At 54.6% G+C, this 14,023-nt stretch carries 14 protein-coding genes and 1 other annotated feature; all 14 genes read left to right on the forward strand.

Features of this window, described 5'->3' with window-relative positions; translation table 11 throughout:
• Positions 1–228: 228 nt before the first annotated feature.
• The 14 genes from ACI4OH_RS02885 (at position 229) to thyX (ending at position 13,884) form a co-directional block, all read left to right on the forward strand.
• Positions 229–1,611 carry a GntP family permease gene (locus ACI4OH_RS02885; RefSeq protein ID WP_435720972.1) on the forward strand — a complete coding sequence of 461 codons (1,383 nt, stop codon included), beginning with the start codon at positions 229–231 and terminating at the stop codon, positions 1,609–1,611.
• 93 nt (positions 1,612–1,704) lie between these two features.
• Positions 1,705–2,595: a DMT family transporter gene (locus tag ACI4OH_RS02890; RefSeq protein WP_439784130.1), complete on the forward strand. Its 891-nt coding sequence runs from the start codon at positions 1,705–1,707 to the stop codon at positions 2,593–2,595.
• Positions 2,596–2,917: 322 nt separating this feature from the next.
• Positions 2,918–4,111 (forward strand): cell division protein FtsZ, encoded by a 1,194-nt coding sequence (ftsZ, locus tag ACI4OH_RS02895; RefSeq protein WP_439784131.1) that lies wholly within the window; start codon positions 2,918–2,920, stop codon positions 4,109–4,111.
• Between the two features lie 104 nt (positions 4,112–4,215).
• Positions 4,216–4,932 carry a tRNA threonylcarbamoyladenosine dehydratase gene (locus ACI4OH_RS02900; protein WP_432646773.1) on the forward strand — a complete coding sequence of 239 codons (717 nt, stop codon included), beginning with the start codon at positions 4,216–4,218 and terminating at the stop codon, positions 4,930–4,932.
• Positions 4,929–5,891 carry an NAD(P)H-dependent glycerol-3-phosphate dehydrogenase gene (locus ACI4OH_RS02905; protein ID WP_439784132.1) on the forward strand — a complete coding sequence of 321 codons (963 nt, stop codon included), beginning with the start codon at positions 4,929–4,931 and terminating at the stop codon, positions 5,889–5,891. Before ACI4OH_RS02900 ends, ACI4OH_RS02905 begins: the two co-directional genes overlap by 4 nt.
• 130 nt (positions 5,892–6,021) lie before the next feature.
• Entirely contained in the window at positions 6,022–6,954 is a 933-nt protein-coding gene (locus tag ACI4OH_RS02910) for an LPP20 family lipoprotein (RefSeq protein ID WP_435720795.1), read from the forward strand.
• A 214-nt stretch (positions 6,955–7,168) separates the two neighbouring features.
• A complete protein-coding gene (locus ACI4OH_RS02915) occupies positions 7,169–7,663 on the forward strand; it encodes a CarD family transcriptional regulator (RefSeq protein WP_432646746.1) in 495 nt (164 codons plus the stop codon).
• A 135-nt stretch (positions 7,664–7,798) separates the two neighbouring features.
• On the forward strand, positions 7,799–8,983 hold the full coding sequence (locus ACI4OH_RS02920) for a PIN/TRAM domain-containing protein (protein ID WP_439784133.1): 1,185 nt from the start codon (positions 7,799–7,801) through the stop codon (positions 8,981–8,983).
• A gap of 36 nt (positions 8,984–9,019) precedes the next feature.
• A complete protein-coding gene (ispD, locus tag ACI4OH_RS02925; protein ID WP_439784134.1) occupies positions 9,020–9,763 on the forward strand; it encodes a 2-C-methyl-D-erythritol 4-phosphate cytidylyltransferase in 744 nt (247 codons plus the stop codon).
• 6 nt (positions 9,764–9,769) lie between these two features.
• Positions 9,770–10,246, forward strand: a complete 477-nt coding sequence (gene ispF, locus ACI4OH_RS02930; protein WP_439784135.1) for a 2-C-methyl-D-erythritol 2,4-cyclodiphosphate synthase — start codon at positions 9,770–9,772, stop codon at positions 10,244–10,246.
• Positions 10,247–10,265: 19 nt separating this feature from the next.
• Positions 10,266–10,471: a binding site (T-box leader), on the forward strand.
• 42 nt (positions 10,472–10,513) lie between these two features.
• A complete protein-coding gene (cysE, locus tag ACI4OH_RS02935) occupies positions 10,514–11,266 on the forward strand; it encodes a serine O-acetyltransferase (protein WP_432646750.1) in 753 nt (250 codons plus the stop codon).
• Positions 11,259–12,689, forward strand: a complete 1,431-nt coding sequence (cysS, locus tag ACI4OH_RS02940; protein ID WP_435720791.1) for a cysteine--tRNA ligase — start codon at positions 11,259–11,261, stop codon at positions 12,687–12,689. Before cysE ends, cysS begins: the two co-directional genes overlap by 8 nt.
• On the forward strand, positions 12,686–13,195 hold the full coding sequence (locus ACI4OH_RS02945) for a Mini-ribonuclease 3 (protein WP_295712542.1): 510 nt from the start codon (positions 12,686–12,688) through the stop codon (positions 13,193–13,195). Before cysS ends, ACI4OH_RS02945 begins: the two co-directional genes overlap by 4 nt.
• A complete protein-coding gene (gene thyX, locus ACI4OH_RS02950; RefSeq protein WP_295630521.1) occupies positions 13,192–13,884 on the forward strand; it encodes an FAD-dependent thymidylate synthase in 693 nt (230 codons plus the stop codon). The genes ACI4OH_RS02945 and thyX overlap by 4 nt, the downstream gene beginning before the upstream one ends.
• The last annotated feature ends 139 nt before the right edge of the window (positions 13,885–14,023 follow it).

Consider the following 14,023-nt stretch of genomic DNA (forward strand, 5'->3'; position numbering starts at 1 on the left):
AATATTGACAATAAAAAATACTAATGGTATGATTACATCGTAATGCGCGTCATGCAGGATGATAGTTCGTTTTCTGCATGACGCAGGACAATACAAATGAATGGCAGCCGGTGGAGCCGAACGGCTGCCATTCGCCATGTTTCGCGCCGGGGGGCTCTGAAACATGAAAGAAAGGGGACGATCCATCTGTTAGAAGGAATATGTATCGCGGTGGCCCTTGTCGGTCTCATGTATTTTGCTTACCGCGGCTGGTCAATCATTCTGATTGCACCAATCTTTGCTGGTGTCGCAGCGCTTGCCAGTATCTTTGGCGTTTTGCCTACGTACAGTGAGCTCTATATGACACGTATGGCTGAGTATACAAAGTCATATTATCCGATTTTCTTATTTGGCGCTGTGTTTGCACGCCTGATGGAAAAAGGTGGTCTGGCTTCTTCTGTAGCAGCAAAAATTGTCGATGTTCTCGGCGAGAAGCGTGCTGTGCTGGCAGTCCTTCTGGGCTGCGGTGCCCTGACGTATGGCGGCCTTTCGGTTTTTGTCGTCGCATTCGTCATGTATCCGTTCGGCGCTGTCGTCTTCCGCAAGGCGGACATCCCAAAACGCCTTTTGCCAGCAACACTCTGGGTCGGTATCTTTTCTTTCGCAATGGTCGCTCTGCCGGGCACGCCGCAGATCCAGAACATCATTCCGTCCTCGTATTTTTCCACGAGCACATGGTCGGCACCAATCATCGGCCTGTTCGCGTCTTTTCTGTTCCTGCTGATCGGCTGGGGCTGGGTGACGCGCCGTGCAAAAATCCTGAAGGCACGCGGCGAAGGCTATGGCCGTCATCTTGAGGGAGCTCCTCATCACAAGCCGAGTCCGAAAATCCATATTCCGTGGTACTGGGCCCTCCTGCCTCTCGTGATGGTTATCGTCATCAACATCATCCTTTCGAATCCGTTTAAATGGTCGTGGGGCTTCCACTGGGATGCAAATGCACTCGAGGCGTTCCTGCCGTTGAAGCTCAGTCTGCTCGCAGCAAATGTCGGCAAGGTCTCGGCCATCTGGTCGATTACGGTAGCGCTCATCCTGAGCAGTATCGCAGCGGCTTTCATTGGCCGCAAGCGCTTCATGGTCATGGATGGCTTCCTCGCACCGATCAACTACGCAGCCATTTCTTCGGCTACGGCCGTCCTGAACGTCGCTTCCGGCTACGCGTTTGGCTGTGTCATCACGGCTCTGCCGGGCTTTGTGCCGGTTACGCAGGCCCTCATCGGCATTGCGGATTCGTTCGGCCCACTGCTCTCGGCCGTCATTACGACGAATATCATGGCCGGCATCACGGGTTCTGCTTCGGGCGGTTTGACGATTGCCCTTTCGATGCTCGGTGACCAGTGGGCTGCCATGGCCCAGGCTGCGGGCATTCCGCTTGAGGTTCTGCACCGCATCGTGGCCATCGCTTCGGTCGGTATTGACCCGGTCCCGCACTGCGGCGCCCTCGTTACGCTGCTTGCGATCTGCGGACTTACGCATCACGATTCGTATTTCGATATCGCGGTCATCATGGGACTCAAGTTCTTCGTGCCGTTCCTCTGCATCTTGTTCTACATGATTACGGGACTTGCCTGAGGCGCACAAACATCGTAAAATACAAACAGGTATGCATTGCATACCTGTTTTTTGACGCTTTATTTGCTTCATTCATTATAACAGGGGGACTTTATGCATCTTCGTGGGAATCTCATGCTGCTCTTAGCGGCGTTTATCTGGGGCACGACTTTTGTCGCGCAGATGGTCGGCATGGATGGACTAGGCCCTTTTACGTATGCGGCTGCGCGCTATATTCTGGGCTTTCTCTTTCTTGTCGGGCTCTGGTACACCTGGAAGGGGCCGCGTGAGACGGCCAAGCGTGCCGGGACATACCATGCCGGCTGGAAGGCAGGCCTTGGCGCCGGCTGCATCATGTTCGTGGCGACTTCGCTGCAGCAGGTAGCCATGCTTTATACGACGGCGGGCAAGACGGCGTTCATTACGGCACTCTACATTATCCTGGTGCCGCTCGGGGCCGTGCTTCTTGGCAAGCGCATCCATATTGAGAACTGGATTGGTGCTTTTTTGGCTTTGGCCGGTCTTTATTTTCTTTCGATACACGGTGAAGTATCCCTGAGTTTTGGCGATGGGCTCGTCTTGATCAGTGCCTTCTTTTGGACCGGTCATATTCTCTTTATTGACCGGTTTGCCAGTCTCGTTGACCCGATTGAACTTTCGACGACACAGGTAGGCGTCTGTGCGGCGGGAAGTCTCGTCGCGGCGCTGCTTTTTGAGACCATTGCCGTGCAGCCGATCTTTAGTGCCTGGTTTGCCATTTTTTACGGCGGCGTCATGTCAGCGGGTGTGGCGTTCACGCTGCAGATTCTCGGCCAGCAGTACGCAGAGCCGGGGCAGGCTGCGATTATCATGAGTTTTGAGGCCGTCTTTGGCGTGCTTTCGAGCTGGCTGCTGCTCGGTGAACAGATGACCATTGCCCAGATCATGGGCTGCGTTTTGATGCTGTCCGGTATGATTATCACGCAGATTCGGCCGCTTCTCAAGGATCGCCGCCGTATGTCTTGAAAAAGGTACGGCATCATTGTATAATCGTATTAATAGCAGCTGGTAATATGACTGCAGAAATCATAAAATTTAGATGGAATATAACAAGGAAGTGTTTTTACGTGAAGCTCGATAGCTTGAAGATTGTTCTGGCCTGTGCGGCTGTACTTCTCTTCCATTGATTTGCTATAGGAGTCCGTCGGATAAAAGAGCAGAGCTGCTGGTGGCAGCCCTGCTCTTTTCGATGAATGGAAGCCTGCGAAATTCGCGGCAGGAGCAGGAAATTGTTTTTTGAATGGCGAAATATTTCCCAGAGATTCTGATTCGAGAGGGGTAAAAGCGCATGGCAGCAGAAGAAACGTTAATCATAAAGCCAAAAGTAAAAATCAAAGTATTTGGTGTCGGCGGCGGCGGCAACAGCGTACTCATGCGTATGGGCCGTCATAAGGATCTCGACATTGACCTGATTGCCGTCAATACGGATGCCAAGCAGCTTGCACGCGTGGCGGAAGCCGGCGTGGAAACACTGCAGATTGGTGAGGATTTGACAAAAGGACGCGGCACGGGCGGCAATATCGCGCTTGGCGAGAAGGCAGCTCTCGATGCCTCGGAAAAAATCCGCGATGCCATGTCCGGTGCAGACCTCGTCTTTGTCACGGCCGGTCTCGGCGGCGGCACGGGTACAGGAGCAGCCCCCGTCGTGGCCAAGATTGCCCACGACCTCGGCACGCTGTCGGTCGGCGTCGTCACGCAGCCGTTCAGCTTTGAAGGCAGCCGCAAGAAACGTCTGGCCAATGAAGGCCTCGCGAAAATGCAGGCACAAATGGACGCCCTGATTCTCGTGGCCAACGACAATTTAATGAAGCTGCCCGAGAACCGCCATATGACGCTGGTTAAGGCTTTCTCGTGTGCCGATGATATCCTGCAGCAGGCCATTAACTGCATTGCAGAGCTCATCCTGACGACGGGTGTCATCAATGTCGACTTTGCCGATGTCACAACGATTTTCCGTCAGAGCGCGTCGAGCGATGCCCTGCTCGGCATTGGCCGCAGTTCGCGCAGTGCCGTGGAAGCCGTGCAGCAGGCCGTTGACAGCCCGCTCATCAGCAAGAGCCTTGAAGGAGCGCGCGGCATTATCCTGAATCTTACGGGCGATAAGACGCTGAGCCTTTACGACGTCGATGAAGCGACGCGCTACATTTATGAGCATACGGACCCTGAAGTCAACATCATCCTCGGCACGGTCATTGACAACTCGCTGAATGGCGATGTGCGCGCGACGATCATCGCGACGGACTTCACGGATGGTGTCATGCTCAAGGGAACGGGCGCGGGCAGACAGGAAGAAAAGACGCAAAAGCCGGCTGCAGAGCAGGCAGCGCCGCAGCCGAAGAAAGACTCGTTTACGCTGGAGCCGCCGCGTTTTATGACGCAGCAGGCTCCTGTGGGAAATCGTCCGGCAGCACAGACAAAGCCGCAGGGGGCTTTTGCCATTCCCGCGTTCCGTCTGGCACCTGACGATAAGGACGAGAAATAACGAGACTGCATCAATGCATAGTGCATAGTGCATAGAAAGGAACAGATATCTTGAGTAAATTAGGTCGTTTTTCCCGCACGGAACTGCTGCTTGGCGAAGCTGGCATGGAAAAACTTGCAAACAGTACGGTCGCTATTTTCGGCGTGGGAGGGGTCGGCTCCTTTGTAGCGGAAGGGCTGGCGCGTGCCGGTGTCGGTCATCTTGTCCTCATTGACAATGACCTCATCTGCCTGACGAATATCAACCGCCAGATTCATGCGACGTCCAAGACGGTCGGCAAAAAGAAGACGGAGACGATGAAAGAGCGCATCCTCGATATCAATCCGAAGGCTGTGGTCGATACCATCGAGGATTTTTACCTGCCGGAAAATGCCGATAAGTTCTTTGTCGGTCATTACGACTATGTTGTCGATGCCATCGATACCGTGACGGGCAAGATTGACCTTGTCCTGCAGTGCCGCGACCGCCATATTCCGATTATCTGCAGTATGGGAGCCGGCAACAAGCTTGACCCGACGAAGTTCGAGGTCACGGATATCTACAAGACGAGCGTCGACCCTCTCGCGCGCGTCATGCGCAAAAAGCTCAAGGAAAACCGCGTTAAGAAACTCAAGGTTGTTTATTCAAAGGAAAAACCCCTGCGGGTCCGCCAGAGCGGCTGCGGCAAGAACTGCATCTGCCCGCCGGGCAGTGCGCGCAACTGCGATATGCGCCGTGCCGTGCCGGGCAGCATCTCGTTCGTGCCGTCTGTCGTCGGCCTCATCATTGCCGGCGAAGTCGTGCGTGACCTCACGGGGGCCAAAGTGGAGGTATCTGCATGAATATTTCCGTACTCGGCTGCGGACGCTGGGGAACGTTCCATGCCTGGTATGCCAATCACATCGGTCATGACGTGACCCTTTGGGGACGTCCGGGCTCGAAACATCTCGAGGCACTCAAGGAAACGAGAAAAAATGAGTATCTGACATTACCGGATGCAGTCAAGCTGACGGACGACCTCAAAAGCGCTGTTATGACGGCCGATATCATCATCATTTCCATCAGCTCACAGCAGCTTCGTTCGTTCTGCCGCGATTTGCAGGCCCTTGACTGCAGTCTTGCAGAAAAACGCTTTGTTCTCTGCATGAAGGGGCTGGAGATTGGCACGGGCAAGCGCCTGACGACGGTCTTTTACGAAGAAATGGGCTCTGCGGTGCGCGTGGCCGTCTGGGTCGGGCCCGGCCATGTGCAGGACTTTGTGCGCGGCATCCCGAACTGCATGGTCATCGCTGCGCGTGAGATGCAGCTGACAAAAGAGCTCGTCGAAGCTTTTTCGAGTCCCTTGATTCGCTTCTATTATGGAGAGGACCTGCTGGGCACGGAAATCGGCGCTGCTTCGAAGAATGTCATCGGCCTGGCTGCGGGCATGCTCGACGGCTTTGGCTACAGCAGTCTCAAGGGCGCACTGATGGCCCGCGGCACACATGAACTCTCGCGACTGATTGAGGCAATGGGCGGCGACCGCATGACGGTTTACGGCCTTTCTCATCTCGGGGATTATGAAGCGACGCTTTTTTCGCCGCACAGCAACAACCGCCGCTTCGGTGAGGACCTCATCACCGGTAAACCCTTTACGAAATTGGCAGAAGGAGTCTACACAGTGGAAGCTCTCATGGACCTTTCGCGTGAATTCCATGTGGAACTGCCGATCTGTGCGACGGTCTATGCGATTATCCACGAGCATAAAGACCCGAAGGCACAGCTCATGCAGCTCTTTATGCGTGCAACAAAGGCGGAATGAGACGGCCTTGTCAAATTATTGGTTGATGTGGTAAAATAATTTTTGTTTTTTGGGGAAATCTTAAGATAGTGGGTGTATGCTCACTTCATAATAAAATCTTTAACCTTTTGATACAGGGGGAGGAAGTAGGATGAAGAAACATATTTCCAAGTTGCTGACCGCGTGTCTTCTGGCCATGACCATGGTCATCATGTCGGCTGCCAGTGCCTTTGCGGCAGGAACCGGCATGGACTGGAGCGGTGACAGCAAACTTACGGTGCAGGGCATGGGCGTAGCACCGACGACTGCCGTCAATTCCATTCAGGCCCGCATGCTCGCACGCCGTGCGGCTGTGGTCGACGCCTACCGTCAGCTCGCTGAGCTCGTCAAGGGCGTCAATGTCGATTCCGAGACGACGGTCGAGAATATGATGGTGACGAGTGACGTCACAAGGACAAAAGTTACGGCCCTGATTCAGGGCGCACGCATCGTTTCGGAGCAGGCCGTTGAGGGCGGCGGCTACACCGTGACAATGGAGATGTCGGTCTTTGGTGCCTCAAACTCCCTCGCCGGGGCTGTTTTGACGCCAAATACCACGCAGACGTCCTTCCCTGCTCCGGATGCTTCCGTGCCGGCAAGCACGCCGTCTTCCGTACAGGTCAATGTGCAGGTGACGCCGGGCACGACGGCTGCAACGACGGGCACGCCGTCCGTGCTGGGCTCTTCGGCAGCAGCCGCTCCGGCCGGCAAAGCCATTGGCGGTTATACGGGCCTGATCGTGGACTGCCGCGGACTTGGTCTCAAGCCGGTCATGTCCCCTGTCATCAAGAATGCGAACGGGGAACCCATCTATGGCTATAAGAACCTCGATTCGGCTACGGTCATCAAGAATGGCATGGCCAGCTACACGACGGATATCAACAAAGCAGCCCGCGCAGGCCAGAATCCTCTGATTGTCAAGGCTGTCGGACTCGACAACCACAATGGCAATCCGATTCTTTCGGTCGCAGATGCCAACCGTGTCCTGATTGAAAATGGTGCCACGGGCTTCCTTGACCGCACGAACGTCGTTTTTGTGCGTTGAGACTTAGCGGAAGCGGTCTGAGAACATACAAAAATGCAAAGGAGACTCACGCAGAAGGCGTCAGTCTCCTTTTTTTTATGATATTTTATATTGACTCTGCCTATGCGTTGTGATAAAATTAAAATTTTACTTTTTTACGGAATTATGCTAGAATAAATATGTAAATGTCATGGACTTGACAGGTGGTTGGCTCGTGTGTAGAGGAGGGGTGTTCTTGTTACAGATAGGAGATAAGGTCGTCTATCCGATGCATGGTGCCGGGGTGATTGCTGGCATCGAGAATTGTGAAGTCCTCGGCGAGGGCAAGTCATACTACGTTCTTGAAATGCCGCTTGGCAACATGAAGGTCATGATCCCGACGGACAATGCCGACCATGTCGGACTCCGCGATGTCATTCCGGAAAATAAGGTAGAGCAGGTGCGCGAAGTGCTGGAGGAGAAGCCGGAAAAACCAAAGGGCAGCTGGAATAAACGCTTCCATGCGAACCTGGACCGCATGAAAAGCGGCGATATCTGCGATGTTGCTGCAGTCGCGCGCAATCTCATCCTGCAGGACCGCCGCCGTCATATTTCTTCCGGTGAACGGCGCCTTTTGGACCTGGCAAAACAGATCCTTGTCAGCGAACTTGTTTATGCCTGCAATAAAACGCCAAAGGAAGTCGAGCATTGGCTTTCTTCGGTATTGGCAGAAAATGCCTTTGCGCATTGAAGCCGGGTTGGTAGGGAAAAAAATAACGAAACAAAGCAAAATGAGAAAACGACTTTTGACAAGTCCAAGCAGAGTAGAGTATACTGATTCTGTTCGGACTTTTCTTTTTGTCTTTTTTATTAAGGAGGTGAAAACATGCTGGATCGTGTCTTACGTTTTTTTATCACGTTATTTTTAGCGATTGCCGGAGGTGCACTTCTGGACCTCGCCAGTCCTGTCTTGACGATGTACGTTGGTACGGAAATCTTCAAAATGGAGATGGGCGTTGTCAGGATTACGGTGGGAAGTCTTATTTGCATCCTCTTAGGTGCCATCCTTGGCGGTATTATCGGCTATCTGGTGTCGCCGTATCTCATAGGCCGGCTCAAGCGTTTTTCGAGCTGGGTTGAAGTGCAGCTGAACAAGATGCCAATTCATGATGTCATCGCCGGTGCCATTGGCCTCGCTGTCGGACTTATTATTGCCAATCTGCTTGGCTATTCCTTTGCGAAGATTCCGGTCGTCGGAGATTATATTCCCGTCATTTTCAGCATTGTTTTCGGTTATCTTGGTATCACGATTACCATACGCAAGCGTCAGGAGCTCACGGGCCTTTTTGACTTTGTGCCGCGCTTTATGAAGGAATTCACGAAGATGCGGGAAATGCGCGCACAGCAGGCACAGGCGAATACCGCGGAAAAGGCAGCTGCTGTCCCCGTGAAGCCGCAGGATGCATCGGCAGCTCCCAAATACTACAAGCTGCTCGATACGAGCGTCATCATCGACGGCCGCATCGCCGATATCTGCGATACGGGCTTTATCGAAGGGACGCTGCTGCTTCCGGTCTTCGTGCTCGAAGAACTCCAGCATATCGCGGATTCTGCCGATGCGTTAAAGCGCACGCGCGGCCGCCGCGGACTCGATATCCTGCAGCGCATCCGTCAGAGCAAGAAGGTCAAAGTCGAGGTTACAAATGTCGATTTTGATGATATTGCCGAAGTCGATTCGAAGCTTGTGCGCCTTGGCCAGCAGGTCGGCGGCAAGATTATCACGAATGACTACAACCTCAACAAGGTCGCCCAGCTGCGCGGCGTCGAAGTCCTCAATATCAATGAGCTTTCAAACGCCGTAAAGCCTGTGGTCATTCCGGGCGAGACGATGCGCGTGACGATTGTCAAGTCGGGCAAGGAACTTGGACAGGGTGTGGCCTACCTCGACGACGGCACGATGATCGTTGTCGAGAACGGTTACCATCATATGAATGAAAGCATCACGGTCGAAGTCACTTCTGCCCTGCAGACGGCGGCCGGCCGCATGATTTTTGCTAAACCGGCCCATTGATGCGCAGAAACGGAAACGTGGAAAGGAAGAAATATCTTGGTCAGTGTCATCCTGCCCGCTGCAGGGCGCGGCAAGCGCATGCAGGCGGGAGTCAATAAAGTATTCCTGAGCCTTCTGGGCAAGCCCATTCTTTACCATACGCTCAGGGCCTTTGCGGCGGTGCCGGAGGTCGGGGAGCTCATTGTCGTGACAGGCAAAGACGAAGTGGCCGCTCTCAGACGTTCCCTGCAGCATCTGCCGGGCCTGCCTGCCGTGAAAGTCGTGACCGGCGGCAGTGAACGGCAGTATTCTGTTTGGAACGGCCTGGAGGCTTCGTCTGCGGACGCCGATGTCGTGCTTGTTCACGATGCGGCGCGTCCGCTTGTCTCACGCAAGACGATAGAAGACGTCATTGCGGCGGCAAAGGAATACGGGGCTGCCATTGCGGCTGTGCCCGAGAAAAATACCGTCAAGATCGTGGAAGATGGTGTGGTGGTCTCGACGCCTGAACGTGCCAAACTCTGGGCTGTACAGACGCCGCAGGGCTTTCAGCGCAGCCTGTTAATGGCCGCCAACGAAAAGGCGGAAAAAGACAGCTTCCTCGGTACGGATGACGCGAGCCTTGTGGAACACTATGGTGCCAAGGTCCATGTCGTCATGGATTCGTATCAGAACATCAAAATCACGACGCCTGAGGACCTCGTTGTGGCCGAAGCTTTTCTGCGGCAGAAAAGGAGCCTGCACGATACGATGCAGGATGCCGCCGCCAAGGTACATGATTTCTTGCATGGAAAGGATTGATTGCACATGACGCGTTTTGGTATGGGCTATGATGTCCACCGCCTCGTCACGGGCCGCAGGCTCATCATCGGCGGCGTGGAGATTCCGCATACACTTGGTCTTCTCGGCCATTCCGATGCCGACGTTCTGCTGCACGCCATTTCAGATGCACTTTTAGGCGCTGCTGCCCTTGGCGACATCGGCCGCCATTTTCCCGACACGGACCCGCGCTATGAGGGCGCGGACAGTCTCAAACTTCTTGAAGAAGTCGGCCGTCTGCTGCAGGAAAAGGGCTATCGTGTCGGCAATGTCGATGCGACGATTGTCGCGCAGAAGCCGAAGATGAAGGATTACATCCCGCAGATGAACGCGAATATCGCACGTGTGCTCGGCCTTGCGGAAGACGAGGTCAACGTCAAGGCGACGACGGAGGAAAAGCTTGGTTTCACCGGCGCAGAACAGGGAATCTCTGCCTATGCGGTTGCAGGAATCGAGAAGCTGTGATAGAATGAATTCCATATTAGAAAAAGTGATGATCGGGAGGAGTAAGGTCCTGTATCCATGCAGAGAGGTCCCCGTTGGCTGTGAGAGGACTATGGAGAATACCTGAAATGCACCCGGGAGCTGCAGGGCTGAATGTGAGTATGTCCTGACGCAGGAAGGCGTTATATTCTTGAGTGAAGGGCGTGGCCCTTAACCAGAGTGGAACCACGGCCCCGCGTCTCTGAGAGATGCGGGGCCTTTGCTGTGTACGAACTAGGAGGAAGGAATATGAGTTTTTTTTCGCGGCTCCGCAAGGATATCCGTGTCGTTTTTGAGCGCGATCCGGCTGCACGCAGTGTCATCGAGGTGCTCTTCTGTTATTCCGGACTTCACGCCATCTGGTTTCACCGCATCTCCCATGCCCTATACAAAAGGGGCTGGGTGCTTATCCCGCGCATGATTTCGAATTTTGCGCGCTTTTTGACGGGCATTGAGATTCATCCGGGGGCCACAATTGGCGAGGGCCTGTTCATCGACCATGGCACGGGCATCGTCATCGGCGAGACGGCCGAGATTGGCAACAATGTCACGCTCTATCAGGGCGTGACGCTCGGCGGCACGGGCAAGGAAAAGGGCAAGCGCCATCCGACTATCGGCAATAACGTCGTCGTGGCTTCCGGCGCCAAGGTCCTCGGTTCCTTCACGGTCGGTGACCACGCCAAGATTGGCGCCGGTTCCGTCGTTTTAAAACCCGTGCCGGCCTATGCAACGGTCGTCGGCATTCCGGGACGCATTGTCGTCATGCACGGCAAGCGCGTCCACACGGCTGAAGAGCTTCGTCAGGCCCTGCGCAGCACGCGCCTTGTCGAGTCAGACGATAATATCAATGATATCGAGGAAGAACTCGATGTCGACCTCGACCATGACATGCTGCCGGACCCCGATGAGGAGATGCGCGAATGCATGATGCGCCAGATTCAGGCGCTCGAAAAGAAAGTTGATGAACTCGAAAAGAGATTGGAGGATAAAGAACATGCTTAAAGTCTACAATACGATGACCCGCCGCAAGGAGGAGTTCAAGCCGCTCAAAAAAGGAGAGGTCAGCATTTACTGCTGCGGCGTCACGCCGTACAACCATCCGCATATCGGCAATGCGCGCCCGTTTGTGACCTGGGATGTCATTCGCCGTTACTTTGCCAAGAAGGGCTATAAAGTCCGCTATATCCAGAATTTCACGGATGTCGATGACAAGATCATCAACGCGGCGAACAAAGAGGGCGTGACGTGGAAGGACATTTCCGACCGCTATATCAAGGCTTATTTTGAAGCGATGGATGCCCTGAACGTCCGCCACGCCGATGTTTATCCGCGCGTCAGCGAGACGATGCCGGAAATCATCGCCATGGTGCAGAAGCTCATCGACAAGGGCTATGCCTATGTCGTAGACAATGGCGATGTTTACTACAGCGTCGAGAAATTCTCGCATTACGGCCGGCTCAGCGGCCGCAGCCTCGACGACATGCAGGCCGGCGCCCGCATCGAGGTCAACACGGCCAAGCATCATCCGATGGACTTTGCCCTTTGGAAGGCAGCAAAGCCGGGCGAGCCTTCGTGGGACAGCCCGTGGGGCAAGGGCAGACCGGGCTGGCACATCGAATGTTCGACGATGTCTCTGAAATATCTCGGCGAGAAATTCGACTTCCACGGCGGCGGCAGCGACCTCATTTTCCCGCATCACGAGAACGAGATTGCACAGTCGCAGGCCTGCATCGGCGATGACCACAGCTTCGCCCAGTACTGGCTGCACAACGGCTTCATCACGATTCACAACGAGAAGATGTCGAAGTCGAAGAACAATTTCTTCACGGTCAAGGATATCCTCAAGGAATATCCGGGTGAAGTCATCCGCTTCTTCATCCTGCAGACGCATTACCGCAGCCCGCTCGATTTTTCGGATGAACGCCTCAAGGAAGCACAGACGAGCCTCGGCCGCCTGCAGAATACGAAGGAATATGTTGATGAACTGCTGAAGAAACAGGGCACGGCTGATACGGCCAAAGAGCTCGCAGCGAAAGCAGAAGAGCTCAAAAAAGCCTTCTACGAAGCCATGGACGACGATTTCAATACGGCTCTGGCCATCAGCCAGATGTTTGCGCTGTCGAAGGACATCAACATCTACTACCAGGATGTCGTGAATGGCGGCAAGGCCTTTGATGCTGAGAACTTCAAGAAAGTCAGCGATGTCTACTCCGAGATGGCCGAGATCATCGGCATCTTCGAGCAGCAGGACAAAGCCGCCGACGATGGTCTGACGGATAAGCTCATGGACATCATCATCACGCTGCGTCAGGACGCGCGCAGGGAAAAGAACTGGGCCGTGGCCGATAAAATCCGCGATGCCCTCAAAGACGCCGGTGTCGTGCTTGAGGATACGCCAAACGGCGTACGGTGGAAAAAGGCATGAAGTTCACGCAGTTCAAGCTGCTCGTCGATATGATGTTCACGCCGGACGAAAACGGCGGCATCAAGAAACGCTATGAAGGCACGGACGTCCGGCAGATGAATCCTCTCGTGCTCGCCTACGTCGGCGACGCCGTCTTTCATCTGTTTGTGCGCACGCGTCTCTTGGCATATGAGCAGGCCAAGGTTCATGCCCTGCATGCGTTCAGTGCCCAGATTGTCTCGGCCGTCTGGCAGCACAAAGCATACCTCGGCATTGAATCCATGCTGACGGAAGAGGAAAAGGCCATTTACCGCCGCGGACGCAACGCCAAGAGCCACGCACCGCGCAGCTCGAGCGTGGCGGAATATCATTCGAGTACCGGCTTTGAGGCTCTTTTGGGGACGCTTTACCTCACGGAGCAGTTCGAGCGTCTCGAAGAGGTTTCTGAAGCGGCGTTTGAGGTCATCAGCAAGGCTATGATGCAGGAAATTCATGACAAAAAGACGGAGGAGAAGAACAAGGCATGATTAAAGTCAAACTTTTGGACTATACACCGGAGCCGGAGCGCGTTGTGGCGATGGCCGCACGTCTCTGCTATTCGCCTGTCGGCGCGGAAGAGCTCGCCGAACGCCTCAGCGATGAAAAGGTCCGCGAGATGGTCCGCAAGATGGTCAAGCTTGGCCATGCTTCGACCATCGAGCACGTCTCCTTCACGTTTGGCATTGAAGGCGTTTCGCGCGTGCTGACGCATCAGCTCGTGCGCCACCGCATCGCGTCGTACGACCAGCAGTCGCAGCGCTATGTGGCAGCGCATGGTTTTAAGTACATCACGCCGCCGACCATCGCGGAAAAGCCTGAGGCCAAGGCAAAATACGACGCCCTGATGGAAGAAATCCGCAGGACGTATGACGAGCTCACGGAGATGGGCGTGCCCAAAGAAGATGCGCGCTATGTTCTCGCCAACGCGGCCGAGACGAAAATCCTCGTGACGATGAATGCCAGGTCACTTCTGCATTTCTTCAATCTGCGCTGCTGCAACCGCGCGCAGTGGGAAATCCGCGAGATGGCGTACAAGATGCTCGCCGAGGTCAAGAAAGTCGCGCCGACGCTGTTCCACAATGCCGGTGCGAGCTGCGTCAATACGGGCCGCTGCCCGGAAGGCGATATGACCTGCGGCAAATTGGCTGAGATGCTGAAGCTCAGAGAAAAGGACTGAGGCCTATGGAACGAAAAGAACGCAGATACGAAGAAAAGAAAAAGCCGCGTCCGCAGGAAAGCCGCGGCCGCCGAAAAAATAACTTTCAGCATCCGGAGAGAAACCACAGGCAGGAGGACCGTCCGGCAAAAGATTGGCG

Origin of the sequence: Mitsuokella apri, from assembly GCF_051886055.1 — a bacterium.
Taxonomy (GTDB): Bacteria; Bacillota; Negativicutes; order Selenomonadales; family Selenomonadaceae; genus Mitsuokella.